22 protein-coding genes are annotated in these 26838 nt (G+C 66.2%); 17 read left to right on the top strand and 5 right to left on the bottom strand.

The window, feature by feature from the left end; translation table 11 throughout:
- Positions 1 to 2: 2 nt before the first annotated feature.
- Together C492_RS09865 and C492_RS09860 are read right to left on the bottom strand one after the other, a co-directional pair.
- Positions 3 to 191: a CbtB domain-containing protein gene (locus C492_RS09865; protein ID WP_008422991.1), complete on the bottom strand. Its 189-nt coding sequence runs from the start codon at positions 189 to 191 to the stop codon at positions 3 to 5.
- A gap of 60 nt (positions 192 to 251) precedes the next feature.
- Positions 252 to 2468, bottom strand: a complete 2217-nt coding sequence (locus C492_RS09860; RefSeq protein ID WP_008422989.1) for a VWA domain-containing protein — start codon at positions 2466 to 2468, stop codon at positions 252 to 254.
- Between the two features lie 34 nt (positions 2469 to 2502).
- On the opposite strand from C492_RS09860, the gene cobN reads away from it, so the two are divergent.
- From cobN to C492_RS09775, 17 genes are all read left to right on the top strand, one after another.
- Positions 2503 to 6399 (top strand): cobaltochelatase subunit CobN, encoded by a 3897-nt coding sequence (gene cobN / locus C492_RS09855; protein ID WP_008422987.1) that lies wholly within the window; start codon positions 2503 to 2505, stop codon positions 6397 to 6399.
- Positions 6392 to 7156 carry a precorrin-8X methylmutase gene (locus C492_RS09850; protein WP_008422985.1) on the top strand — a complete coding sequence of 255 codons (765 nt, stop codon included), beginning with the start codon at positions 6392 to 6394 and terminating at the stop codon, positions 7154 to 7156. The genes cobN and C492_RS09850 overlap by 8 nt, the downstream gene beginning before the upstream one ends.
- Positions 7153 to 7944, top strand: coding sequence for a cobalt-precorrin-7 (C(5))-methyltransferase (locus C492_RS09845; protein WP_008422983.1), 792 nt, complete (start codon positions 7153 to 7155; stop codon positions 7942 to 7944). The genes C492_RS09850 and C492_RS09845 overlap by 4 nt, the downstream gene beginning before the upstream one ends.
- Before the next feature lie 164 nt (positions 7945 to 8108).
- Positions 8109 to 8735, top strand: coding sequence for a precorrin-6Y C5,15-methyltransferase (decarboxylating) subunit CbiT (gene cbiT / locus C492_RS09840; protein WP_008422980.1), 627 nt, complete (start codon positions 8109 to 8111; stop codon positions 8733 to 8735).
- Entirely contained in the window at positions 8732 to 9670 is a 939-nt protein-coding gene (locus C492_RS09835) for a cobalt-factor II C(20)-methyltransferase (RefSeq protein WP_008422978.1), read from the top strand. The genes cbiT and C492_RS09835 overlap by 4 nt, the downstream gene beginning before the upstream one ends.
- A complete protein-coding gene (locus C492_RS09830) occupies positions 9670 to 10596 on the top strand; it encodes a cobalt-precorrin-4/precorrin-4 C(11)-methyltransferase (protein ID WP_008422977.1) in 927 nt (308 codons plus the stop codon). Before C492_RS09835 ends, C492_RS09830 begins: the two co-directional genes overlap by 1 nt.
- 108 nt (positions 10597 to 10704) lie before the next feature.
- Positions 10705 to 11700 (top strand): cobalt-precorrin 5A hydrolase, encoded by a 996-nt coding sequence (gene cbiG, locus C492_RS09825; RefSeq protein WP_008422974.1) that lies wholly within the window; start codon positions 10705 to 10707, stop codon positions 11698 to 11700.
- Positions 11697 to 12575, top strand: coding sequence for a precorrin-3B C(17)-methyltransferase (locus tag C492_RS09820; protein WP_008422972.1), 879 nt, complete (start codon positions 11697 to 11699; stop codon positions 12573 to 12575). The genes cbiG and C492_RS09820 overlap by 4 nt, the downstream gene beginning before the upstream one ends.
- An 8-nt stretch (positions 12576 to 12583) precedes the next feature.
- Positions 12584 to 13624 carry a precorrin-3B C(17)-methyltransferase gene (gene cobJ / locus C492_RS09815; RefSeq protein ID WP_008422970.1) on the top strand — a complete coding sequence of 347 codons (1041 nt, stop codon included), beginning with the start codon at positions 12584 to 12586 and terminating at the stop codon, positions 13622 to 13624.
- A 2-nt stretch (positions 13625 to 13626) separates the two neighbouring features.
- Positions 13627 to 13893 (top strand): ferredoxin, encoded by a 267-nt coding sequence (locus C492_RS09810; protein WP_008422968.1) that lies wholly within the window; start codon positions 13627 to 13629, stop codon positions 13891 to 13893.
- Positions 13890 to 14669, top strand: a complete 780-nt coding sequence (locus tag C492_RS09805) for a hypothetical protein (protein WP_008422966.1) — start codon at positions 13890 to 13892, stop codon at positions 14667 to 14669. The genes C492_RS09810 and C492_RS09805 overlap by 4 nt, the downstream gene beginning before the upstream one ends.
- A 58-nt stretch (positions 14670 to 14727) precedes the next feature.
- Entirely contained in the window at positions 14728 to 15954 is a 1227-nt protein-coding gene (locus C492_RS09800; RefSeq protein ID WP_008422964.1) for a CbiX/SirB N-terminal domain-containing protein, read from the top strand.
- Between the two features lie 65 nt (positions 15955 to 16019).
- A complete protein-coding gene (locus C492_RS09795) occupies positions 16020 to 16391 on the top strand; it encodes a DUF3209 family protein (protein WP_008422963.1) in 372 nt (123 codons plus the stop codon).
- Between the two features lies 1 nt (position 16392).
- On the top strand, positions 16393 to 17625 hold the full coding sequence (locus C492_RS09790) for an outer membrane protein assembly factor BamB family protein (protein ID WP_008422961.1): 1233 nt from the start codon (positions 16393 to 16395) through the stop codon (positions 17623 to 17625).
- A gap of 259 nt (positions 17626 to 17884) precedes the next feature.
- Positions 17885 to 18211: a TRAM domain-containing protein gene (locus C492_RS09785; RefSeq protein ID WP_008422959.1), complete on the top strand. Its 327-nt coding sequence runs from the start codon at positions 17885 to 17887 to the stop codon at positions 18209 to 18211.
- Between the two features lie 739 nt (positions 18212 to 18950).
- The gene (locus tag C492_RS09780; protein WP_008422958.1) at positions 18951 to 20165 is read left to right on the top strand and encodes a Cdc6/Cdc18 family protein; all 1215 of its coding nucleotides are present in this window, start codon (positions 18951 to 18953) and stop codon (positions 20163 to 20165) included.
- Positions 20166 to 20984: 819 nt separating this feature from the next.
- Positions 20985 to 22625, top strand: a complete 1641-nt coding sequence (locus tag C492_RS09775) for an MFS transporter (RefSeq protein WP_008422956.1) — start codon at positions 20985 to 20987, stop codon at positions 22623 to 22625.
- Between the two features lie 94 nt (positions 22626 to 22719).
- Here the strand turns inward: C492_RS09775 and C492_RS09770 are convergent, their stop codons facing one another.
- From C492_RS09770 to C492_RS09760, 3 genes are all read right to left on the bottom strand, one after another.
- Positions 22720 to 24456, bottom strand: coding sequence for a SulP family inorganic anion transporter (locus C492_RS09770; RefSeq protein WP_239643421.1), 1737 nt, complete (start codon positions 24454 to 24456; stop codon positions 22720 to 22722).
- 709 nt (positions 24457 to 25165) lie between these two features.
- Entirely contained in the window at positions 25166 to 25627 is a 462-nt protein-coding gene (locus tag C492_RS09765) for a hypothetical protein (RefSeq protein WP_008422953.1), read from the bottom strand.
- Entirely contained in the window at positions 25624 to 26499 is an 876-nt protein-coding gene (locus C492_RS09760; protein ID WP_008422950.1) for a ParA family protein, read from the bottom strand. The genes C492_RS09765 and C492_RS09760 overlap by 4 nt, the downstream gene beginning before the upstream one ends.
- Positions 26500 to 26838 lie beyond the last annotated feature (339 nt).

Below are 26838 nucleotides of genomic sequence, written 5' to 3'. Positions count from 1 at the left end.
TCTCAGTGGCAGGTGATGCCGGCCGCGTGCCGGAAGTTGTGCATCGAGTCGTGTGCGAGCGGTTCCTGCAGGAACAGCAGCGCGAACCCGAGCGCCGCCGTCAGCGCGACTACCGCGAGGATCTGCGGGGGAGACAGCTCGAGCCTAGCACGGTCGATTCGATCGCGGACGGTTTCGTTGGACGTAGTCATACAACTTCATCTTCACTAACGAAAGTGTAGTTGTAAAATCTATCGGTCCCGAGTCACGTATCACTCGACGGACTCCGGATCGGCGCTCGAGCGTACCAGCTCCGCCGAGAGCGACGACAGCGGGACGCGTTCGCCGTCGGCTTCGTCGGCAACCAGAGTCGAGAGTCCGGCTCGAGAGCCGGCGTCGGCGTCGACGACGAGGAGTTCCGCCCCGGTGCGAGCGAGCCGACGGGCCGCGTCCCGCGTCGCGTCCGTCGGGCTTCTCCCTGCCGCGTTCGCCCGTCCGTCGGTGACGAGGACGACGACCGTCGTCTCGGTGTCCGAGCGCTCGACGACCCGTCGGGCGGTCTCGAGACCCGCGGGAAGCGGCGTTCGGTCCCCGGAGGGAAGCTCCTTGAGGTGGCGCGCGGCGAGGGAGACGCTGTCGGTCGGCGGGAGCAACACGTCGGCGTCCTCGCCCGCGAACGCCACGAACGCGACCTCGTCGCGTTCCCGGTAGCCGTCGCGCAGCAGTTCGAGGACGACGCCCTTCGCGGTCCGCATCGCGGGCCGCATCGAGGCGCTCGCGTCGACGGCGAAGACGATCGTCGTCGTCGCGTCGCCGACTCGCACGGACCGCCGGAGGTCCTCCGCCTCGACGTTCGAGGCGCCGCGCGCCGCGGCGGCCCGGACCGACGCCGCCGCATCGACGGAATCGTCGCCCGACGCGGGTTCCGTTCTGACGCGGGCGCCCCGATTGTCGGCGTCCGGCGCGGCGCTCGCGCGGGCTCCGCCCGTCCGCGCCGGATCGTCGGCGTCAGCCTCCGGTGGCTCGAGCGTCGGTGCGCCCGCGTCGCCGATCTCGGCCCGACGCTGGCCCGGAACGAGCGGTCGGGCGGCGTCGTCACCGCTCTCGTTCGATCCCGAGGACTCGTCCGGTTTCGGGCCGTCCTCGTTTCCTCCGCCAGGTTCGCCGTTGTCGCCGGCGTCCGCACGCTCCGCCCCGGTCGGAGTCGAGTTCCCGTCGCGGCCCGGTTCCCGTTCGCGCTCGGCGTTCCCGGGTTCGGACTCGGCGCCCGGACGGTCCGCGCCGCCGGCGCTCTCGCCGGGCTCGTCGCGGTCGCGACCGCCGTCGGCGTCGTCCCCGCGGTCGCCGGCGCCCGAGCGGTTCGGTTCTCGATCGCCCTCGTCGTCTGCCTCCCCGTTGCTCTCGCGGTCGTCCGCACTGTCGTCGCCCTCGTCGTCCGGTTCCGTCCCGTCCGACGGCTCCTCGCCGAACCGATCCTTGAGCAGATCGTCGAGCTCCGGCTCGTCCTCGAACGGCGTGCTCCGGAGGCGGTGTGGCAGCGTGTACGTCGCCGCCTCGCGAACGTCCGACTCGATGACGGTCGTTCGGTTCTCGAGGGCGGCCAGGGTCATCGCGGTCCTGGCCATCGCGATGTCGCCGCGGTGGCCGTCGACGCCGGCCTCGAGGCAGAGTTCGGCGATCTCGGCTTTGAACTCGGCGGGAAGTTCAACGCGGGACAGACGGTCGCGCGCTCTGGCTATCGTCTCGCCGAGTCGGTCGACCGCGTCGGCGTACGTTTCGGTGGGATCCAGGTCGGTGCCGCGGTCGATCGCCCGGTCGATGATCTCGACGCGGTCCGTAATCTCCTGGCAGCCCTCGACGGTCGCCCGGAGGGCAAATCGATCCCGAAGCTGCGGTCGAAGCTCGCCCTCCTCGGGGTTCATCGTCCCGATCAGCGTGAACGACGCGGGATGGGAGACGCTGACGCCGTCGCGCTCGACGGTGTTGACGCCGCTGGCCGCCGCGTCGAGAACGACGTCGACGAGGTGATCGTCGAGCAGGTTGACCTCGTCGACGTAGAGGATCCCCCGGTGCGCGCGGGCCAACAGCCCGGGATCGAACTCGGCCTCGCCGGCCAGCGCGTCCTCGACCGAGAGCGTTCCGACGATCCGGTCGCGGGTCGCTCCGAGCGGGAGCGTGACCAGCGGCACGGGCCGCGTCTCGACGGGGAGTTCGTCGGGATCGCGCTCCCGGCAGTCCGCACACTGCAGCGTCGGCTCGTCGGGCGCGCAGCCGTACCGGCAGTCCGCGACGGCGCGCTGTTCGGGGAGGAGATCGGCGAGTCCCCGGACGGCGGTCGACTTCGCCGTGCCCTTCTCGCCGACGATCAACGCCCCGTCGAGCGCGCCGTTGGCGGCGACCGCCAGTAGCACGCGCTTGAGCTCCGGCTGGCCGACGATCGCCGGAAACGGGGTCGACGACAGTTTTTTGCCCCCGGAGTTTGCAACCATAGTTGCGTTAATACAATAGAGGTTTAAAAATTCGATGACACGCATCGGGATCTACACTGCGACGGAGAACGAACTCGGATCGATCGGACGCGCGGCCGGGCGCCTCGAGGACGTCGAACTGGTCGTTCGCTCGGAGAGCGACCTGAACGACGAGGCCGCGATCGAGGCGTTCGTCGAGGAACTGCGCGACGCCGACGCGGCGATCTTCTGGCTGCACGGCGCCGAGGACAGCATGCCCGGCTACGACTACGCGACGAGCGCGCTCGAGGACGCGAGCGTCCCGCTGGTCGTCACGGCGACCGGCGACGCCTTCGCTCTCGAGGACACGACGGTCACCACGGCCCACCGCGAGCGGGTCTGTGAGTACCTCGAGCGGGGCGGCACGATCAACGTCGAGCACTGCTGTCGGTTCCTCGTGAGCGAGTACGGCGACCGGGATGGCGCGTACGAGGAGCCGACCGAACTCCCCACGGAGGGGGTCTACCACCCCGACCATCCGGGGATCGGCTACGAGGAACTGCTCGAGACTCACGACCCGGGGAAGCCGACCGTCGCGATCTGGTTCTACGAGTCCCACTGGACCCACGAGAACACCCGCTACGTCGACGCCCAGGTTCGGGCGCTCGAGGAGCAAGGAGCGAACGCGCTGCCGATCTTCTGTAACCCCGCCACGGATACGGAGGAACAGGAGGACGCCGAGTGGGTGACGGACGAATGGCTCATCAGTGACGGTGGCGAACCGGTCGTCGACGCCGTCCTCTCCTCCTTTATGTTCTCGCTGTCGATGGACGAGCGCGGTCGCAGTGCGAGCGACGAGGGCTCGAGCGCGGAGGACGTCTTTCTCGACCGACTCGGCGTTCCGGTGCTCCAGACGATTACGACGATGCGGTCCCGGTCGCGTTACGAATCCAGCGACACGGGCGTGATGGGCTTCGAGCTCGCGCTCTCGGTCGCGCTGCCGGAGTTCGACGGCAACGTCATCACGCATCCCATCTCGGGGAAGGAACGCACCGACGACGAGGCCGGGATCGGGTCGGCGCCGAAACACCACTTCCCGATCGAGGACCGGATCGACCACGCCACGCGGCTGGCGGTCAACTGGGCCGAACTCCGGCACACGCCCAACGAGAAAAAACGGGTCGCCGTCGTCCTGCACAACTACCCCCCGAGCGACGACGGGATCGGCACCGCGTTCGGGCTGGACTCGCCGGAGTCGACGGTGAACCTGCTCGAGGAGCTCGACGCCAGAGGCTACGATTTAGGCACCGAGCTGCCCGAGGACGGACAGACGTTGGTCGAGAAACTCACCTCGCAGCTGACCCTCGAGGACCGCTGGGTCGCCCCCGAGGACGTCCGCGACCTCTCGGTCGACGTGGTCTCCCCAGACGCCTACGCCGACTGGTTCACCGACGCCGACGAACGGTTCCGGGAGAACGTGATCGGGGAGTGGGGCGAGGTCCCAAATCGTCCGTTCGCGATTCCCGGCGTCGAGTTCGGCAACGTCCTCGTTACGGTCCAGCCCCCGCGCGGGTTCGGGATGGATCCCTCGAAGGTCTACCACGACTCCGACCTGCAGCCGCCCCACGACTACTACGCGTTCTACGGCTGGCTGCGCAACGCGTTCGAGGCCGACGGGGTGGTCCATCTGGGCACCCACGGCAGCCTCGAGTGGCTCCCCGGCAAGACCGTCGGGCTGAACGGTGCCAGCGCACCCGACCAGCTGATCGACGACCTGCCGAACGTCTACCCCTACATCGTCAACAACCCCGGCGAGGGAACGCAGGCCAAGCGCCGTTCGTACGCGGCGATCGTCGACTACCTCACGCCCGTCATGCGGGCCGCCGGAACGTACGATGAACTCGCGGAGCTCGAGGAGCTGGCCAACCAGTACCGCGAGGCGGGGATGGAAGACGCCCGCGCCGACAGCGGCGAGCACCTCGAGGACCTCATGCGGGAGACAGTCGAGGAACTCGACCTCGCCGTCGAGCTCGGGATATCGGGGACGATCGACGAGAAAGCGGACGTTCGCGGTCCCGACGAAGCCGGGTCGACGCTCGCAGAGGGCGACGTGGACGGCGATGCGGTCGAGATCGACGAACTCGTCGAACGAATTCACGAGTACCTCACCGACGTCAAATCGACCCAGATCCGGCTCGGGCTGCACACGATGTCCGAGCCGCCCGCGGACGAACGGCTCGTCGAGTACCTCGTCGCGCTCACCCGCCTCGAGAACCCCGGCGCGCCGAGCCTCCGGGAGAGCGTCGCGGGCGTCCTCGGCGTGGACTACGAGAAAATGTTGAACGCGCCCGGCGAGTACGACGACGAGCTGGGCATGACCTACGCCGAGGCCGCCGACGAGGTGCGGGCGACGAGCCTCGAGCTGGTCGAGACGCTGGCCGAACACGGGTTCGACGTCCCGGAATCGGAGCGAGATGCGGGTCCGGAAGATGAAGTGAACATGAACCTGCTCGTCGTCGACCTCGAGACGATCGGCGACGCCCGCGCGACCTCGAGGGCTCACGACGACCTCCGCGAGGTGCTTTCCTACATCTGCGAGGAGGCCCAGCCCCGCGTGCAGGCGTCCGAGGACGAGGTCCCCCGGACCGCCGACGCCCTCTCGGGGGAGTACGTCCCACCGGGCGGTTCCGGCGCGCCCACTCGCGGCGGCGTCGATCTGCTGCCGACGGCGCGGAACTTCTACACGCTGGATCCCCGGAAGGTGCCCGCCAAACCGGCCTGGCAGGTCGGCCGCGAGGTGGCGGAGGGTGTGCTCGAGCGCCACCGGTCCGAGAGCGGCGAGTACCCCGAGGAGATCGGCGTCGTCGCCTGGGGCACCCCTACCGTCCGCACTCGCGGCGAGACGATCGCCCAGGTGCTCGCGATGATGGGCGTCGAGCCGCAGTGGACCGACGCCGGCCGAATCGACGACGTCGAGCCGATTCCCCTCGAGGAGCTCGACAGGCCACGGATCGACGTGACGACGCGCGTTTCAGGGCTCTTTCGCGACGCGTTCCCCGCCGCAGCGGGCGTCATTCACGACGCCGTGGATGCGGTCGTCGACCTCGAGGAACCGCCGGAGTTGAACTACGTCAAAAAGCACGTCGAGGAGGAGGCCGCAGAGCTCGAGGCCCAGGACGGGTTAGGCGAGGAAGACGCCCGGAAGGCCGCCAAACACCGCGTGTTCACGACGAAACCGGGTGGCTACGGCGCCGGGACGAACAAGGCCGTCGACGAGGGCAACTGGGACGACCGAGCCGACCTCGCCGAGGTGTACGTCCAGTGGGGCGGCTACGCCATGGGGTCGCGAGGACGCGTCTCCGACGCCCACGACGCCTTCGAACGTCGCCTCTCGAGCGTCGACGCCACGGTGAAGCTCGAGGACACGATGGAGCAAGACGAGTTCGACTCCTCGGACTGGTACGCCTTCCACGGTGGGTTCATCTCGGCGGTGAGCGAGATCGCTGGCGAGGAGCCGGCCTCCTACGTCGGAGACTCCTCGGACCCGGACAACGTCGACGTCTACACCAACGAGGAGAAGGTCCGCAAGGCGATGCGCTCGCGGGTCCTGAACCCCGACTGGCTCGAGTCGATGGAGGAGCACGGCTACAAGGGCGCTGGTGACCTCTCGACGACCGTCGACGTGACGCTGGGCTGGGACGCCACCGCGGGGGTTGTCAGCGACACCCTCTGGAACGAGGTCGCCGAGAAGTTCGCCTTCGACGACGCTCGTCAAGAATGGATGCGCGACGTCAATCCGTGGGCCCTCGAGTCGATCACCGACACGCTGCTCGAGGCGATCGATCGCGACCTCTGGGACGCCGACGACGAGACCGTCGACCGCCTGCGCGATCTGAACCTCACCGTCGAGGGCGACCTCGAGGCGCGGACGACCAACGAGGTCGTCGGCGCGGAGGTGTCCGACGATGACTGAGGGCGAGTACGACGAGGCGTACGCCGACCTCGGGGCGACGACGGAGAACGCCATGGAGATCGCCGAGACGAGCATGGACATCGTCCGGGAATTTGTTCCCGACGAGACGCTCGCCGATCGGGTCCGCCAGAAGTCGGTCCACTCGATGGGCGACATCGAGTTCCAGCACCTCCTCGAGTTCACCGGCGGCGACGCGGTGGGCGACGACGAGGATGCCCCCGTTCGGGCGGGCGCTCGAGCCGTCCTCGAGGAGGCGACGATCGTCACGGACATCACGATGGCGAAAGCCGGAGTCACGGGTCGGGGCCACGACTGCGAGACCCGCAAGGCGATCGGCAACGGGGCCGAACTCGCGGCGGAAACGGGAATGACCCGGACCGCCGCCTCGGTGCTCGAGCTCGACAGGCGGGGCGTCTACGACGGTGCGGTCGCCGTAGTCGGCAACGCGCCGACGGCGGCGTTCGCGCTCGCGGACTGCATCGAGGACGGCACCCGTCCAGCGACGATCGTCGCGACGCCCGTCGGCTTCGTCAAGGCCGAGGAGAGTCGCCAGCGCGTTCGCGACGTCAGCGAGGAGTACGGCGTGCCGGCGATCACCAACGTCGGCCGCCGCGGCGGGAGCGGCCTGGCGGCCGCGCTGACGAACGAGCTGATCCACGTCGCGAGCGACGTTCGAACGGACGGGCTCGAGCTGGATCTCGCGGCCGAGACGCGAGCCGCCCGGGAAAGCGACAGCACCGACGACGGGGACCGATGAGCGACGAGTACGACCTCGAGGCGGGGCCCGATCCGGCGACGTTCGCGGCCGGGAGCGCGGAGCCCGACGTCGACGAGGCGGTCGACGATCCCGTCTACGTCGTCGGCGTCGGTCCCGGGAATCGGGAGTTCCTCACGCCACGCGGCGAACGCGCGATCCGGGAGGCCGACGTCGTCGTCGGCTTCACTACGGTCGTCGAGTTCGTCGAGGAGCTGACCGACGCGGACCTGCTGACCTGCGGGTACAAAGACGAGGCAGCCGCGCTCGAGGAATTCGGCGAGCGCGTCGCCGCCGGCGAGCGCGGTACGGCGGTCGCGATGGGCGATCCGAACCACTCGGGGTACCAGTTCGTCGGGAAAGTGCAAGATACGGTGGAGCGTGAGGCGCCTGCGACTCCAGTTCGGGTCGTCCCCGGCATCTCCTCGCTGCAGGTAGCCGCGAGTCGGGCTCGAACGCCGATGGAGGACGCCGCGTTCGTCACGCTGCACAAGAGCGGCGACCTCGAGGCCGACGTCGACCGACTCGCGAGAGCCGTCGTCGAGGGCGACCGCCACCTGCTCGCGCTCCCGCGACCGTACGATCGGATGCCCGGCGACCTCGCCGAGCTGTTGCTCGAGCGCGACGCCGAGCCCGACCTCGAGGCGCTGGTCTGCGAGAAGCTGACCCACGAGGACGAGCGGATCCACGGGTTCACGCTGGCCGAACTGTCCGAACACGCGGGCGGTAGCGGACGGGAGGACACCCCGTTCTCGGATCTGGTGGTGCTCGCGGTGCGACAACCCGTGTAGCGGTCGCGCGTTCCGCTTCCGGATTCCGACGATCATCCTCGCGTCCCCCTCAGCCAACTCGACTACACAACGAAACTTTCGCTACCGAAACTCAGAATGCCCAATAGTAGTTGATCTAAACCAACCACAATTGTTTTAGTGGAGGCACCAGTCATCCACGGGTAATGGCACCGATTGCGCTGCCACACGACGCGAAGGCTGGACCGACGAAGCCGGAGGTCCGGGCCGTTACCCTCTCGAAGCTCGCGCTCGGGGCGGACGACCACTTCGTCGAGGTCGGCTCCTGTACGGGCGCCGTCACGATCGCCGCCGCGCGGCGAGCGGGGCGCGTAACCGCCCTCGAGCGGAAGGCCGAACGGCTCGAGACGACCGAAAAGAACCTCGCGGCGAACGCCGACTCGGTGCGGGCCGAGGTCGAGCTGCGCAACGCCGAGGCCCCCGAGGGGTTGCCCGCGGACGCCGACGCGCTCTTTCTCGGCGGGAGCCGTAACTTCGAGGCCGTCCTCGACCGCGTCGCCGAGACCGGCGTCGATCGCGTCGTCATGAACGTCTCGCGGCTCGAGGTCGCCGGCCGGGCGACCGAGGCGTTCCGCGAGCGGGATCTCCTCGAGGAGGTCGTCCAGTTCCAGGTGAGTCACGGCTACGAACTCGCCGGCGCGACGAGTTTCGACTCGGAGAACCCGGTGTACACGCTGGTCGGCAGCGCGACGGCAGCGGAGGGCGGAGACGGTGGCGAAACCGTGGTCGCGGACGGGGGCAGCGCTCGGGACGACGGAGGGTCCGGCGAATGACCCTCTATGGCGTCGGGCTCGGCCCCGGCGAAGCCGACCTCGTGACGGTCCGGGGAAAGCGGGTTCTCGAGGGCGCGGACGTCGTCTACTCGCCGGGTCGCCTGTCCAGGTCGGTCGCGCTCGAGCACGTCTCCGAGGAGCGGATCGGCGACCTCGAGTTTCCGATGACGAGGGACGAGGAGACGCTTCGGGCGGCCTGGAAGGAGGCCGCGGCGGAGATCGCACCCAATGCCCGCGAGGGCGACGTCGCGTTCGTCACGCTGGGCGACCCCAACGTCTACTCGACGTTCGGCCACCTCCGGCGGACGATCGAGGCCTTTCACCCCGACGTCGACCTCGAGATCGTCCCCGGCGTCAGCGCGGTGACGGCCTTCGCGACCGCGCTGGGCGTCGAGATCGAGGCCGGCGCGGGGCTCTCGCTCCGGGAGGCCGCGAACGGTGCGAGTCCCACGGGACCCGATCGGATGATCCTGTTCAAGGTTACCGACGCGCCGGCGACCCACGCAGGCCTCCTCGAGGCGGGCTACGAGGTGACCTACGGCCGTCGGCTGTTCATGGAGCAAGGCGAGACTCTCGTGACCGACGACCCCGCCGAGATCGACGAACGGGACTACTACACGCTGGCCTACGCCGAGAAGGCCGACCTCGAGATCGAGCGGGCGACGGCGGCGTTTTCGGCGCACGGCAGAACGGGCGATCCCTCGAGCGACGGCGATGCCGAGCCCGACGACGCGACGTCGAGCGGCGAGTCGATCGCGGACGGCGGCGAGCCGACCGTCGCGGGGCGATCGTCGGCGGGCGAGACGTCGTCCGACCGCGAACGAAGCGTCGAGTTTCGGTCCCTGCCGGAGGATTCGGACGCGGACGGCGCGCTCGCCGACCTCGAGCGCGCCGAGGGCTGCGAACACGGCGACTGTAGCGAGCACTGGTACTGATGGGTGAGACGACCGAGACGGACGACGCCGCGGACGGCGATCCCCAGAGCGCGATCGACGCGCAGGGCGAGCGCCGTCGGGAGGAACTGGACGATCGGATCTTCGACCACAGCGCGGGCGACAAACAGGCGGGGATTCCCTTCGTCGGGGCCGGTCCCGGCGATCCGCGGCTGCTGACGGTCGCCGGGCGCGAGCTGCTCGAGGAGAGCGACCTCGTCGTTCACGCGGGGTCGCTGGTCAACAGCGAGCTGCTCGAGGCGTACTGCGGCCACGCCGAACTGGTCAACTCGGTGGGCAAGGACCTCGAGGAACTGATCCCGCTGATGCGGGACGCCCACGAGGAGGGCCGGAGCGTGGTCCGCCTGCACAGCGGCGACCCCGCGATCTACGGCGCCGCCTTGGAGCAGATGGACGCCTTAGAGCACGAGGGGGTTCCCACCTACTTCGTGCCGGGTGTCACCTCGGCGTTCGCCGCGAGCGCGACCCTGCGGACGCAGCTGACGCTCAACGAGGTCGCGAACCACGTCGCGTTCACCCGGCCGCAGGGCAAGACCCTGAGCGCCGAGGAGGACCACATCTCCGACTTTGTGGGAATGGGCGACGTGACGACCTGTATCTACCTGGGCACCCACGCGGTCCGGGAGACGATGGATCGGCTGCTCGAGGACGGTCACGACCCCGAGACGCCCGTCGGCGTGATCTACCACGCCTCCTGGCCGGACGAAGACGTGATCGTCGGCTCGATCGGCGACATCGCCGATAAAGTGGAGGATGCGGGGTATCGGGCCTCGGCCCTGGTCGTCATCGGCGACGCCGTGACGGGTGCAGGCTACGAGCGCTCGTACCTGTACGGCGACTGGGCGAATCGGGGATCGTCGGGAAGTTCGGCCGAAAACACGAGCGAGCCGGAGGCGAGCGATGACTGAACCGCAGTGCGGTCACCGCGAACGCGGTGAAAGGGGCCAGCCCGACGGTGGACTGGACGGGTCGATTCGGCGTGGAACGGACGGATTTGTTATGCGAGAGGTTCGACAATGAGTTCAGGAACTGAAAACGCGGACGGAACGGACGACTCGAGTACAGGTTCCGGCGGCCACTGTTCGACGCCCGATTCGGACGGCGAGGTCGCCGAGGAGATCGCGATCGTCTCCTTCGAGCGCAAGCTGGAGACCGCCGAGGAGATCAGGGACGAACTCGAGGATCGCTACGAGTCGATCGAGATCCTCGAGTACCACGGCGACGTCTTCGCCGACCACTGGGGCGAGTACGACTGCTTCGTCGGGTTGATGGCCTCCGGCATCGCGATGCGGAAGACGGCCCACCTGCTCGACGACAAGTGGGACGATCCCGCGATCTGCGTCGTCGACGAGGAGCTAACGTGGGCGATCCCGATCACGGGCGGCCACCACGGCGCGAACCAGGTCGCCCAGGACCTGGCGACGATGGGCGCCGTTCCGGCGATGACCACCGCCAGCGAGGCGGCGGGCAAGCAGGGCGTCGAGTCGAAGGCCAAGGCGATGGACGCCCACGTCGTCAACGGCGACTCGACGGTCAAGACGAACCTCGCCGTGCTCGACGACGAACTCGGCCCCGTCGAGCGACTCGAGGGTCCCCGAGCAGTGCTGGTCGGCGACGACGTCACCGTCCTCAAGCGCAACGCGGACGAGGGCGTCGTCCTCGGAACGGGGAGCGTCTCCGGAGCCGACAAGGAGGCGTTCCTCACCGCCTGGGAGGTGGCCCTCGAGCGGACCGACTACGACCTCGCGGACGTCGAGTTCGTCGCCACCGCGACCCGGAAGGAAGAGGAGGAGGGGCTGCTCGAGGCGGCCCGGGAGCTCGATCTGGGCGTCGTCGTCTTCGACAAGGAGACGCTGCTGGCCCACGAGGGCCCGACCCCTTCGAAGTCCAAGGAGCTGATCGGCTGGCCCGGCGTCTCGGAGGCCAGCGCCATCGCGGGCGGCGCCGAGCGGGAGCTGGTGCTCGAGAAGATCGGCTACGAGAACGAGGTCACGGTGGCGATCGGCCGATGAGTTCGGAGAGCGATTCGGCGGCTGCAGAGACCGCCGGAACCCCCGAGGACCACGGGACGCTTTCCGTGGTCGGCATCGGCCCCGGGCTCCCGGACCACATGACGGTGAAGGCGAAGCGAGTGATCGAGACCGCCGACGTCGTCATCGCCTCGAGTCTCTACCAGGAGTTCCTGCGAGCCGACGGGACGATCCCCTCGGAGGAGCGAACGGACGAGGACGGTATCGCGACTCGAGACGACGGCTTTGAACAGGAGATCGTCCGCTCGACGATGGGACGGCAGATCGAACTCGCCCGCGCGGCGTTCGACTACGTCCGCGAGGGGAAAGACGTCGCCCACGTCTCGGGGGGCGACCCCTCGGTGTACGGCAAGTCGGACCTCATCTTCAAGATGGCCGACGAGGAGGATGCGACCGACGTTCCGATCGAGATCGTCCCTGGAATGACGGCCGCCCTCGGCGGCTCGGCCAACGTCGGCGCGCCGCTGTGTAACGACTTCTGTACCGTCTCGCTGTCGGACAAGTGGCGCGGCTGGGACGAGATCGAGGAAAAGCTGCGCGCGGCGGCGATCTCGGATTTCGTGATCGTGCTGTACAACTGCTGGCGCAACTACGAGCGGGCGGTCGAGATCGTCCGCGAGGAACGGACCGACGACGCCCGGGTCGCGATCGTCAACGACGCGGGCCGGGCCGACGCCGGCCGCAACGGCGAGAGCGAGTTCATCACGACGCTGGGCGAGGCCGCCGACCACGACGACAAGGTCTCGGGGATGGGCACCTCGCTGATCGTCGGCACCCACGAGACCGAGACCTGGAGCAACGACGACCGAACGTACCTCGTCACGCCCCGCGGCGGGCGCGACGTCGAGGACTTCTGATCACAGCTATGAGCATGGATACTAATACCGACGACGAATCGACTTCCAACTGCGGCGCCTCCTCGAGCGATACGAGCGAGACCGCCACCGACGCGGGGACCGCCTCGAGCAGCAAGTGCGGCGCCTCGAGCAGTACGGACGACTCGAGCGGCTCGAAGTGTGGCGCGTCGAGTTCCGCCTCGTCCTCGAGTTCGAACTGCGGCGCCTCGAGCTCCGACGACGAGAGCGCCTCCCACGAGCAGGAGGTCGGCGCCACCCTCGCCGACTTCGACGCCGAGCCCGGCCAGCTGACGGCGGTCGGGCTCGGCCCCGGCCACGCCGAGGGGATGACCGAACGCGCGAAGACGGCGCTGCTCGAGGCCGACCACATCGTCGGCTACACGACCTACATCGAGCTCATTCCGGACGAGATCACCGAGGCGGCCGACGAGATCTATGACACGCCGATGTGCGGCGAAGTGTCCCGCACGGAGGAGTCGATCGACCGCACGCTGGCGGGCAACGACGTGGCGATCGTCGGCAGCGGCGATCCGAACGTCTACGCGCTCGCGGGGCTGGCCCTGGAGATCCTCGAGTCCAAGGGCGCGACGGCGTCGATGGTCGAGTTCGACGTCGTTCCCGGCGTTCCGGCGGCTCAGTCCTGTGCAGCACGGCTGGGCGCCCCGCTGGTCAACGACACCGTCTCGGTCTCGCTGTCGGACCACCTCGTGCCGATGCCCGAGATCGAGTCGCGCCTGCACTCCGTTGCGAGCGAGAACTTCACGATCACGATCTACAACCCCTGGAGCCGCAAGCGCCGCGAGAACTTCGAGAAGTGCTGCGAGATCCTGCTCGCCCACCGCGACCCCGACACGCCCGTCGGGATCGTCCACGGCGCCGGCCGCGAGGACGAGGAGGTCGTGATCACCGAACTCGGCGAGCTCGAGGAGCTCGGCGAAAGCGAGATCGTCGATATGACGACGACGATCCTCGTCGGCACCGAGGACACCTACGTCTGGGACGACCGGATGGTGACGCCGCGGGGCTACGAGACGAAGTACGAGTACTGACCATGCCGCGCTACGAGATCACCATCGAGAAGGACGCCTGCGACGGCATCTTCGCCTGCCTGACGCGCGATCCCCGCTTTGTCGAGGGCGAGGACGACCTGGCTACGATCGATCCGGGCGCGGATCCGGTCTACGACTGCGAGGGCGAGGTTGCGGATACCGAACGGCAGGTCGTCGCGACGTTCGACGACGACCGCATCGACGAGGCCCGACAGGCCGCCGCGGCCTGTCCGACCGACGCCATCGTCGTCGAGGAGGTCGGCGAATGAGCGAGATTCGCGCGCGCGAGGACGGCGACGCCCTCGAGATCGAACTGCCTGCGGATCCGCTGGCGGGTCACCCCGCGAGCGCGTACTTCTGGGGGCACGTCGCCGGGAGCGGCGACGTCTCGGATGGCGCGGTTCGGAACGAAGTGAGAACCGCGGATGGCGCACGGCGAAGCCGTGCGCGTATCGAGGTCGTCACCAACGACGAGGCCTCGGCGCAGGTGCTCGCGACCGTCGCGGGCGGCGACCTCGAGCACGAGACGACGAGTCGCGACTACGCCCACGACACCTCGATCACTCGGACGGAAGACGAGTACACGCTCTCGATCGGCGACGACGGAGTCGAGACCGACGAGGGCGGCACCGACCTGCTCGGGCGCAACGGCGCGCTCGGACTTCCCGTCGACGGGCGCGGCAACTACCGGTTCGGCGCTTTCTCGAGCCACGACCGCGAGCTCCTTCGCGGGCTGTTCGAGGGCTGTGGCACGATCTGTTTCAAGTCCTCGAGCGGCACCGTCGGGATCTCGTTCGTCCACGACGACCGCGACCTGCTCGAGCTGATCCGGGAGCTGATCGCGGCGTGTCCGGTCGAGGCGTCCGTCGACGACCTCTCGGAGACGTCCTCGGGCGGGTACTGGTTCGGGATCGACGACGACGACGCGCCCGCGTTCGGAACGTGGCTCTACGACGGCTGCGAGGAGACCGGACTGTACGCGCCCAGCCGTCGTCGCAAACTCGAGCGGAGCCTCGAGCAGGCCGAGGCGTACGACGAGCTGTAACCGACGATCGACATCAGATCATGACCCTCACCAGCGAACGACCACCCACGAGACCGAGATGAGCACGCCAGACGACACCGCGCCCGCGGCGGCGTTCGACGACGAAGCAGTTCTGCTGGTCGGTCACGGCTCCCGCCGGGAGAAGTCAAACCAGCAGGTGCGAGAGCTGGCCGCCGGCTTGGAGTCCAGACTGGGAATCCCGGTCGACGCCGCGTTCCTCGAGCTCGCAGAGCCGTCGATCGACGAGGCGTTCGCGGAGCTCGCGACGCTTACGTCGCGGGTGACGGTCGTCCACTGCTCGCTGTTCGCGGCGAGCCACGTCAAAAACGACGTCCCGCTGGCGATCGAGCGAGCGCGGGCGGCACACGACCTCGAGATCGACACCGGGGCCCACCTTGGGATCCACCCGGCGATACTCGACCTGCTCGACGACCGGGCCCGCGCGGTCGAGGACGAACTGGGCGTCGACCGCACGTGCGAGGACGTTGCCGTCGTCCTCTGCGGGCGTGGCTCGAGCGACCCCGATGCGAACGGCGACGTCCACAAGCTCGCCCGGCTGCTGTACGAGGGGCGGGCGTTCGACCGGAGCGAAGCGACCTTCGTCGGCGTCACCGAACCCACGCTCGAGGACACCCTCCACGGGCTCTCGAAGCACCGTCCCGACGGGGTCGTCGTCCTGCCGTACATGCTTGGGGACGGCGTTCTCACCCAGCGAGTGCGGGATCGGACGAGCGAGTTCGACGACGAGTACCCGTACGTCGACGCGCTGGCGGGCGATCCGCTGGGCACCGACTCGCGGCTGCTCGACGTTCTCGCCGACCGCTGGCAGGAGGCCCGCACCGACAGCGTCGCCATGTCCTGTGACACCTGCAAGTACAAGGTCGATCTCGAGGGCTACGAGGAGGACGTCGGCGGCGCGCGAGCCATGCTTCGTGCGCTGGCCCACCGGGAGGCTCACGCCGATCGGGACGACGTCGACGACGAGCCCCACAGCCACGACGCGCCGGAAAAGCACGTCGCGGTCTGTACGAACCGGACCTGCGCCGACGCGGGGTCGCCCGCCGTCCTCGAGCGACTCCGGCAGGAAGCCCGCGACTCGGAGCACTGCGACGCCCGCATCACGCGGTCGTCCTGTCTCGGCCGCTGCGGCGACGGGCCGATGGTTGCGGTTTATCCCGACGGAGCCTGGTACGGTGACGTCGCGGCCGCGGACGCCGAACGGATCGTCTCCACCCATCTCGAGCGGGATCGGCTCGTTAGCGATCTCATCGATCAGACCCTGTAGAACGACCCGACGCACAGCCCGCTCGTAACGAACGACACCGACACAGTACACACACCAGATTCCACATGAGCTGTTACGAAATCGAAGCGCTTCGACTCGGACTGATGACCGTCCTCGGCGTCGAGGACGAACACGCCCGCGACCACGCGGAGACGGAACTCGAAGGCCACCTCGAGGGCCCCATCGAGGGGCTCGCCGACGCGGAGAGCCTCGCGGAGATCGAACGCCACCTCGACGCCGCGCTCGTCGACCTCGAGGAGACCGTCGCGTCGATGGACGCCGACGACCCGGAGTACGACTACACTCGGGGTCGGTTGTTAGCCGTTCGCGACGCCGAACGCGCCGTCCATCGGCTGCGAGCCCAGGGGGACAGCGTCGTCGACGGCCTCGGCGAGGCCCACGATCTGCTCCACGAGACCTTCCCTACCGAGGAGTAAGATGGCCGAACGCACGGATCGGTTCGAACGCCCGCTCGGCGAGATCGATCCCGCGGGAAGCCGGCAGCTGTGGACGCGCTCGAGCGTCGAGCTGACCGACGACCTCGTCGTCGCCGGACGGTGGAACGGGACGGTCACCGCGTTCGACCGCGAATCGCTCGCCCCGCGGTGGGAGGTCGACGAACCGGAACGGGCCGTTTCGCTGGCGGTCGCCGACGGCGCGCTCGTCGTCGGGGAACGCGGCGAGAACGGAACCGTCGCGGCCTACTCCCTCGAGTCCGGGACACGACGGTGGTCCCTGGACACCGCCGCGGACGTCGGCGCGCCCGCGACGGACCGGCTCTTCGCTCTCCCGTACGTCCTCTCGCTCGCGACCGACGACGCCGGAAGGGTGTACGCGGCCGCCCGACGCTACGAGCGCGACGGCGAGGACCGTCGCTGGCACGGCGCCGTCTACGGCCTCGATCACGACGGGACGGTCCGGTGGCGGTACGAGACCGACGCCTCGCCGACCGCGCTCTCGCTCGACGACGAGCGAGGCCGGCTGGCCGTCGGCTACAACCGGTGTTCAGGAGCGCACGACCGCGGCGTCGTCGTCCTCGACTCGAGGACGGGCGAGCCCGACTGGACGTGGGACACCGGAACCGACGGCGACCGTCGCGTCGGCGACGTTTCGTTTACCGGCGGTCGCCTGGCCGTCGCGAGCCACGGCGACAAGCGCGGCTACGTCCTCGAGGCGGACGGAACCGAGCGGTGGGGCGTCGATCTCGCAGTCGAGACCGACGTCGACGGCGAGACGCTGTACGCGTACCCGAATCACGCCTGCGCGACCGACGGACGCGTGGCGTTCGTCACCGGGAGCACGTACGCCGTCGGGCGCAGGGAGACGGCGTCCCGCCACCCGAACGAGCACCGCATCGTCGCCGTCGGAATCGATGGCAACCCCCTGTGGGACGCGCCCGTTCGGGGGTTCGTCCGCGAGCTCGCGACGCGGGACGGCGCGGTCGTCGCGCCGTGCGCTCAAAACTTCCGCGTCCGGAATCCAGAGACACACGCGCTCCGTTGGTTCGACCTCGAAACCGGCGAGAGCGGCGAGCGGCCCCTCGAGGGGATCGTGACGGCCGCGGCCGTCGACGACGAGCGGATCGTCGCGATCGAAGAACCCGTCGCGTATCACGACGAGGGCCAAGTCCGCGGCGAGTACGCCCTCCTCGTCGAACCACGGTCCGCGTAACCGATCGCTCGGATCGGGCGACGAGCACGAGCGCGCCAGCAGCCCCGATCTGGAAACAGCGGACGAAGGTTCGGCGCACGCTCGAGGAAAGCAGTGGCTCGAACGACGCGGGCGAGCGATCCGAAGTCGATCCCGTTCTCGCGACTCGATCCCCGTCCGCCTGGAGTCGGCTCGCAAGCGATCACGGCTCCTGGAATCGACCAGGAATCGGAGTCGACTTAGCGGTATGCTTTTAAGAGACGATGGCGACGGTGGCCGTGTGGGACGATATCAGCCGGGACGACACGATTCGTTCATCAAGTGCGAGGCGCCTCGGTGCGGGGCGAGCAATGCTCCCGAAGGATCTCCCGAGTACGACGCCGAGTGTTGGCGGTGCGGAGAACCGCTCGGCGGAAAGCCCGAGACGGGCGACGAGGTGACCGTCGATATCGTCGACGAGAAGGCCGACGGGACGCTCGTATGCAAGACCGAGAGCGGGTTCGTGCTCTTTCTCGAGGCCGACATCGCTGCGATCGAGGCGACGGTCCGAGTAACCGCCGTCGACGAAACGTACGGCGAGGCGGAACTCGTCGAGGCGAACCCGTAACCGAACTCGTCGGATACGAGTGCGAAACCGAGACAGGTCGGGATACGAGGAAGGCGGGATTACGAAAAGGTCGAGATTACAAGGACGTTACGGCAGCGGAAGCCACGGCAGTCCGGGATTCCGGTAGTTCGTCCTTCGGTCGTGTTCGTTACTTCGGATTCGTCGGTCCCGGCCTAACAGCGGAGAGAACTCTGAACTCGATGGAGAGATACGATGGAGATGGAAAAGCGATACGCCGAAGGCAGGTGGAAATCGGTCCGGTGAGGTGGCGAGTTTGGAGTCGCACACACACACCGCGTTTCCGGTGAAACGGTCCGCTGGAGGAGGGGTTCCAGCGCAGGTCCAGGAGAATGTTGCCTGATTTCTCCGGCGATCGTTGATAGTATCTTAGGTTTTCATCTAGACATTTCGGTACAGTATCATATGTTTTATTAGGGACCAGTGAGTAAAGCCCATTGACTGGATCACATTCTAAAGGAAGTGACCTTGATCACTATTGGATCCGCCTTCTCGAGCCGAACCCGTCGTCTTTTCCGTCGAATCGCCAGATCAAATTCTTCCGCGTCTCGCGTTCTGTGTTCGAATAGTCGGATTCGCACTCGTTTCGACCCCCGTTTCCAGTCCACCCCACCCGCCTTCGGAGCCGATTTCACCGGAAACGTGGTGTGTGTGTGCGGCCGGGAAGTTCCCGGTGCCGAAACCCTCAAGTCGATTCACCGGAAATACGGTGTCTGAATCAATGCCGGAGTCCGACGACCTGTTCGTTCGGGAGGATCCGATCTTTACGAACAAGGAACTCCTCGAGATCAGCCACCTTCCGGACGAGGGTCGGATCGTCGGGCGGGACGAGGAGATCAGCCACCTCGCCAACGCGGTCAACCCCGCGATCTTCGGACAGAGTCCGAGCAACGTTCTGATATACGGGAAAACTGGGACCGGAAAGTCCCTCTGTGCGAAGTACATCTCCAGGCGGCTCGTCGAGACTGCCGAGGAAGAAGACATCAACGCCGTCTTCGCGTACGTCGACTGCGCGCAAGATACCACCGAAACGCAGGCCGTCCAGACGATCGCGAGCTCGGTCAACACCGACGCGACGGATATCTACATTCCGGACAAGGGGATCAGCACCGCGACCTACTATAAGCGGCTCTGGCGGCTGCTCAACGACGAGTACGACGTTGCGCTCATCATTCTCGACGAGATCGACAAACTCGAGGACGACGCGATCCTGATGCAGCTTTCCCGTGCCGGCGAGGCGGGAAAGGTAACCGACTGCAAGATCGGCGTCATGGGTATCAGCAACAAGATCAAGTACAAGGATCGAATGGACGAACGGGTTAAATCGAGCCTCTGTGAGCGCGAGTTCGTCTTTCCGCCGTACAACGCGAGTCAGCTCAACAAGATCATGACCGCCCGAAGCGACGCGTTCCGCAGGGGCGTTCTCGAGGACGCGGTGATCCCGCGGGCCGCGGCGCTTGCGGCCCGCGAACACGGCGACGCGCGCAAGGCGATCGACATCCTCCGGTACGCCGGCGAGATCGCCCAGACGCGCGGAACGGAGACGGTCCGCGAGGAGTTCATCGTTCAGGCGCGCGAGCGCGCGGAGATCGACCGATTCCGCGAGCTCATTCGGGGCTCGACACCCCACTCGCGGTACGTCCTCCAGGCGTTGACCGTGCTCTCGCTCGACCAGCAACGCGAGGACGGAGATATCGAGAACAGCGGATTCAGAACGACCCGCATCTACGACGTCTACGAACAGATCTGCCGGCAGGAGGGTACCGACGCCCTCTCGCTTCGCCGCGTCCGCGACCTGCTCAAGGAACACGCCTTCCTCGACATCCTCGAGCAGACGCGCCACAGCGGTGGGAGCGCGGAGGGGAGCTACACCGAACACACCCTCCTCGAGGATCCGGGAGTGGTCAAAAACGTCCTCGAGGACACCGTCGAGTGAGTTTCGAACTGTCGGTTCGTCCGTTCGCGATGGAACCGGCCGTTTACGGGATGAAACCCTTCGACTTCACCGGAAACGTGGTGTGTACTATTCACCGGAAATTCGGTGCCTCTTTCCCGCTCGCACGACGCTGACCCATTCTATTGGACCTCCGATGAACGTCGATCCGAGGAATCCCGAAGGACAGCCTTTCCAGGCCTGATTTTTCACTCCGCTCCTCGAATTCCACCGGAAGGACGGTGTCTCGATCGGTTCGGCACGTCCCGAGCGTTCACACCGGGATTCCGGTGAAAACCGATCGGACACTGCTTCGTCAGTCACTCTTCTGTACGGATCGACGGATACGCGCTCAGGGGCCTCGTTTCACCGGAAACGCGGTGTGTCCGACCGAGACCGTCGAAATAGTTCTCTCGTGACGGAGTTTCGGCGCGCACCTCGAGACCACTAACCGGCGGTACGCGCGGACAGCTCGATCTGCTGTCGAGGCGACGGTTTCGCTCGCGTTTGGATCACGCGAGCGAGGAAATCGAGAGAACGGGTTTCCTGGAACGACAGTAACGGCACCGTGAACCGCCTCGGGGGCAAGCCCCAGAAGCACTCGATTTGCCTTTTGTGTAGAGATGTCCCCCGAACATCGTACTCGAGAAGCGCGCACACTTCTGTCTCCGGCGAGTCGAAGTGCCTGGCCACGTCCCGATTATTTGACGGACAAAAGCATGAGGCTACGCTATGATCCCAGATGGGTCCCCTACAAACGGAAATCCCTCTCTATCTGAGGAGTTACAGAGGAGAGTACGATACTGGGCTCCAGCAATCGCCATGAGCCTGACGACGTTCATCGTGGTCGTCAACGCCTCCCTGATGAACGTGGCGATCCCCACGATGGTAGACGAGTTCGATACCTCTGTCACCGTGATTCAGGGGGCGGTTTCGCTCTACTCGCTGGTGATCGCTGCGCTGATTCTGCCAGCCGGTACGCTGCCGTCTCGGCGTAGTCCTCGGCGTGTAATGGCAGTCGCACTGACCGTCTACGCCGGCGGAACGCTGGTAGCAGCGATTAGCTGGAACACGACGATCCTCTATCTCGGCTGGTCACTCGTCCAGGGTTCCGCGGCCGCTGTGATATTTCCCCTGACGTTTACCGTATTGACGGTCAGTTACGAAGACGATGACCGGGCGAAGGCGTTCGGACTACTCGCTGGCGTGAGCGGGGTCGGATCGACGCTCGGACCGATTATCGGTGGCGCACTCACCACGTACGCGAGTTGGCGGTGGGGATTTACGCTCCAAATCGTTGGTGTGGGGGTTATTCTCTACTTCGTTCGATACGTGCGCCCGAATCCGCTGTCAAAAACGAGCAGTTCGCTGGATAAGGGTGGGACAGCGCTGACCATCGTCGGCGCGACGTCGTTCGTCACTGGATTCCTTCTGAGCGGGAAGTACGGGTGGGTAGTCGAACGGCGGCCGTTTTTCGTCGGCGACGTGCAGTTCAATCCCGTCGGGACGTCACCAGCGATCTGGCTGCTCGGCATCGGACTGCTCGCGTTCGCCGCGTTCGTTCAGTACGAACGCCGACTGGAACGTGCCGGGAAATCACCGCTCGTTCCGCTGCACGTGCTGACGAACCGCCCTTTTGTAGCCGGTGTCGTTACGTACAATATTCGTTCGATCGTCTCGGCTGGCTTCCTGTTTATCTTTCCAGTCTACCTTCAGGCGGTACTCGGATACACCGCCTTCGAAACCGGGCTCGGGTTATTACCCTACTCTCTTACGTCGGTCCTTTTTGCGGCGTTTACCACCAACTGGCGGAAGTACGTCTCTCCACGGACGCTAATTCAGGTCGGCATCGTGTGTATCGGCCTCGGACTGGCGCTGTTGTACGAGCAGACGGGACCCGATCAAACGATCGGCAGGATGGTTATCCCGGTGGCGCTGTACGGAACTGGTGTCGGACTCATACTGGCACAGATCTCCAATATGACGATGTCGGCCGTCCCGACTGCGAACTCCGCCGAAGCATCCGGCGTCCTGAACGTAAGCAGTTCGATCGGATTCGCCATGGGCACTGCAGTCGTCGGCTCGTACTTTCTCGGTCACTTCTACGGTGGCGTCGTCGACAGAGTGCTCCGAGCGGAACACGTGACCGTTTCGACGGAGCGACGAAACGATCTGGTGATCGCTCTCGAAGATGCAACAGAGACGGCGACCGAGGCCACGCAACAACAGTTCCTGAACCGACTCACTCCGACGCAACGACAGTTGCTCGAGGGGATCTTCGAGGCTGCGATGTTCGACGCTCAGCGGGCGGCGTTGCTCCTCCTCGTACTGCTCGTAGTGCTCCTGCTCATCGCATCGACGTTCTTACCACGGCAGATACCGGAAGCCGACGACGAAACTGACCGCTCCGAATCGCCCCGGGGTTCGACACGTGACACTTCCGAAACGGCCGTGGAGGACTAACCGAAAACGCCGGATCGGGCACCTCGGATGAGCGCGGTCATCCGTCCGATCGGCTCAGCGAGGTTCGAGCGAGTCCAACTGAATACAGATCCGCCTACGAGGACGATGGCTCCGCTCTCCAGCGGTTGATGACGTCGTCGATCGGTTCCTCGAGTTTCACGCCGCCGACGTTCGCCGCAAGTCCCGTCGTTTCGAGTATCTGTACAACCTCGGACTCCGCCCCCGCAACACGGAGGTCGATTCCACGCGACTCGAGTTTTCCTTCGAGTTTCTCCAACATCTGTGCGGCCCCGAAATCGACCGTCGATGACGACGTGAGGTCGAAGACGACCAATTCGACGTCGGAGTCGCGTTTTTCGAGTCGTTCGAGGAGATCGGTCCGGATCGTATCCGCGTTCGCGTAGAACAGCTCGGCTTCGACGCGGTAGACGAACACGTCCGCGATAGTCGTTGCCGCGGGATACAAGTCGAGAGCGACGAAGTGGTCCGTTCCGTCGAGCCGACCGAGTTCGTGTGTCGACGGACGACTGACTCGAGAGATTGCGACCAGCAACGAGAGGACGACGCCGACGAAGACGCCCCACAGCATCCCGACTGTGAGTACTCCGAGTAAGGCCGACATCGCGATGGCAAACTCGCTCTTGCTCACTCGGTACAGCTGACGGATAGCGCTCGCGTCGATAAGGCCCGTGACGGCGACGATAACGATCGCTGCGAGAATTGTCTCCGGGAGATTCGTGAACACATCGGTAAGGAAGAGCAAGACGACGACGAGAACAAGGGCAACGATAGCGTTCGTGAGCTGTGTCTTGCCCCCGACGGCGTCGTTGAGCGCCGATCGGGACATGCTTCCACCGACGGCGAATCCGCCACCGAAGCCGGCAGCGAGGTTGGCGCCGCCGTCAGCCAGCAGCTCCTGGTTCGCATCGGTCCGATAGTCGTGGCGTCTGGCGAACGTCTCGACTGCACTGATGCCTTCGACGTACGACAGGAGGAACAACGCGGCGGCGACGGGGATGAGAGATCCCAGCGTCTCGACGCTGGGAACCGCCGGAACCGTCAGCGAGGGGAGACCGCTCGGAATCGATCCCACGATCTCGACGCCCTCGGCCTGCAGATTCGTGACCGACATGAGAACGATGGAGAGAACGACGACGAACAGTGTATTCGGGGCGTGCGGCAGATACCGTTCTCCGAGGACGAGCAACGCGATGCCAGCAACGCCGACGGCAACTGTTTCGGGGTTCGCCTCAGCGAGATGGGTTCCGGTGTACCATATCCGCCCGAAGAACGTTTCCTCGAAGAAGGCACCCGACCCGCTCCCTTCGATGCCGAATAGCTTGTTTAATTGGGTCGACAGTATGTACAGTGCCGCCCCGGCCGAAAATCCCGTAAGAACAGAACCAGAAATAAAGTTGACGAGAAACCCCAATCGAAACACCCACGCGAGAACTGCGAAGACGCCAACGAGGATCGTCGTCACGGTGACAAGCGATGCGTATGAGGCGCTGTTCCCGCCGGCGACTACCCCGACACCGCTCGCGAGCAGAATCGCCAGCGCCGAGGTCGGTCCCACCATGACTTGCCGAGAGGTGCCGAGAAAAAGGTACGCGATGGCGGCCATCAACCCGGCGTACAGGCCGGTCTCCGGTGGCAAGTTTGCAAGCGATGCGTACGCTAACCCCTCGGGAACGACCGCCGCTGCGACGGTGATTCCCGCGACGACGTCCGCGCGGAGCCACGACGTGCCGTACTGCGGGAGCCACTCCAGTACCGGGAGAATCGACGACAATCGTCGGCTCGTTCGTTCTTTCAGACGTTCTGTTGACACCACCACTCACCTCTCGGTCACGGCAACTACCGCTACTGCTGAGTGACCAGTTTCGGGGCACTCGGCTCTACCAACGAGTCGATCTCCTCCCGACCGACGAGATCCCGGCAGACGGTTTCGCTCCTCGAGGAGTCGTTCCCGTCGTTTTGCAGGCCCACCTCGAGGCCGGAAGCGGTACCGCCGCCCGCTTTCCCGCCGCCGGTTTCGGTAGTGGGGGTCGGCAGACGTTCGTGCGCGCACAGCCGTCCGACGTCAGAGAGACTCGTCGAGCCGCCGAGCGTGATCGCGCCCGTCGACGCTTTACCACCCTCGCCGTCTTCGTCGCTGCTATCGTCCCCTCGGGTGCGGTGGCAGTTACCGTCAGCCTGCCACCCAGCCAGCTCGCGAGGTCGGCGATCTCCGTCCCCTCAGTTCCCCTCAAAACCCGTCGCGTGCTACTCCGGCCCCGTCTGCTCGCGTATGATATTCGCGACATCTTCCACTCCAACTCCCCACGACGTTCCCAAAGTAGCTTTCCGATGGGTAGGGTGAGTTTCCTCGCCCCGAACCAGTACTCGAGGGAGTATCGCCTCTCCGGCCGGGCTACAGGTTCGTATCGCACCATACGATATATACTCGAACCGGGCTGTCCCGATCGGGATCCTCGCGAACGCGTCTTTTCGCTCGCGCTGCTTCCGAATCGGAATCCGGCGGTGCATCGATGGCGCTTTTATCCGAAGTCGTAGCCCCACTCGCGCAGGAGGTCCGCGATCTCGTCGGTACGTGTCATGCCGACGAGGAGTGCCGCCTCCCGAAGATCGGCCTTCTTGACCGACTCGCCGAGTTCGCTCTCGAGACTTCGACGGGTCTCGCGCTGGTGATCGAGGGTCGACTCCTGGAGGTGGAGCTGGACCGTTTTCGGACGGTCGTCGGAGATGCTATCACGACTGTAGATCCAGGGCAGTCCGCCGCTCGCCGATGCGGTCGCGCCGTCGCCGTTGCTCGACTCGCGGTCCGTGGCCGATTGCGACTCCGGCTCCGTTTCCGGGACCGACGTCGACGGTTCCGCGTCGAACTCCGCGGCCGGTTCGTCGCGGGAGTCGTTCGGCTCGTCCTCTTCGTCCTCCCCGTCAGTTTCAGTACCGCTACCGAACGGGTCGTCGCTGCTCGCGCCGCTTTTGAACCCGCTCATGCCGTCGGCACCTCCTCGAGCGCGCCCGGCTCGGGCGGGTTCGACGCGTCGATCCCGGCCTGGGACTCCAGATAGCGGGCGAGCTGATCGAACTGCACGAGCGTCTCGAGTTCGTACTCGCGGCGACGGTCGCGGTGCTCGCGGACGAACTCGAACGCCGAGCACTGCCGTTTCCAGCAGCCTTCCATCAGCGAGGTTCGGTCGGGCAGGACCTCGGGCGTGGGGAACTCGATCTCCTCGATCAGCTCCGCCTGGTCGTTCGTCCGCTTGAACCCGTTGGGAACGGCCGCCAGCACGCCGACCTCGATCCCCATCTGGTCGGCGAAGTTGCTCGCGAGTTCCTCGAGGCCGTCGACCGAGGCCCGTCCCTTCGCGCTCGGCTCGACGGGAAGCACGAGGTTTCGGGTCGCGTAGATCGCGTTGTAGAGGTGGTCGGACTCGGTCGCGGGCGGGTCACAGATCAACACGTCGTACTCTTCGGGGACGTCGCCCTCCCGAAGTACCCGCTGGAGCTGCGCGTAGACGTTGTACGCGTCGCCGAGCTTCTCGGCCTTCCGCTGTTCGCGAGCGAGGTGGCTCGAGAGATCCGAGAGCATGTTGTGCTCCGGGACGATATCGACGCCCTCGGCCGACCGAATCAGCTCGCCGAACGACCCCTTTCCGCTCTGGACGAGGTGGCGAACGAGGTTGTCGATGTCCCGGTCGGCGCGTCCCTCGTCGACCCCGAGCAGCCGACTGAGATCGCCGTCCTGGGGGTCGAGTGGAACGACCAGCACGTCGAGTCCGGCTCGAGCGTGCGCGACGGCGAGGTTCGCCGCCAGCGAGGACTTCCCGACGCCCCCGGCCTCGGAGTAAACCGTGTACGACAGCATACTCCCTCGGAGACACTGCATAGCTATGAAAGTACGTCAGACAATCAATCTACGATTGACAGGTACGTTACGTAGCTCGATATCTTACCTAGTATTCTAATCTAAGATTCTCATCTAAGACGAGTTACTACGTCGTTCCCCCCTCTCTGTGGAATCGAGACGTACTTCGTTTCCGTAGAAACGGTACATTCCTGTAGCGCGGTTCGGAAGAGAGGCCACACTGCCGACCTTCGCCTCTAAGATTCTATTCTAAGACACTTTTCTAAGAAGGGGTCCTACGAATCTAATATACGGCGCTATCGCTCTCCGGTCGGGATCGGAACAGCGAACCGCGGATCG

The organism is Natronococcus jeotgali DSM 18795 (assembly GCF_000337695.1).
In the GTDB taxonomy this organism is placed as follows: Archaea; Halobacteriota; Halobacteria; order Halobacteriales; family Natrialbaceae; genus Natronococcus; species Natronococcus jeotgali.
This window is presented reverse-complemented; position numbering and strand designations above follow the sequence as displayed.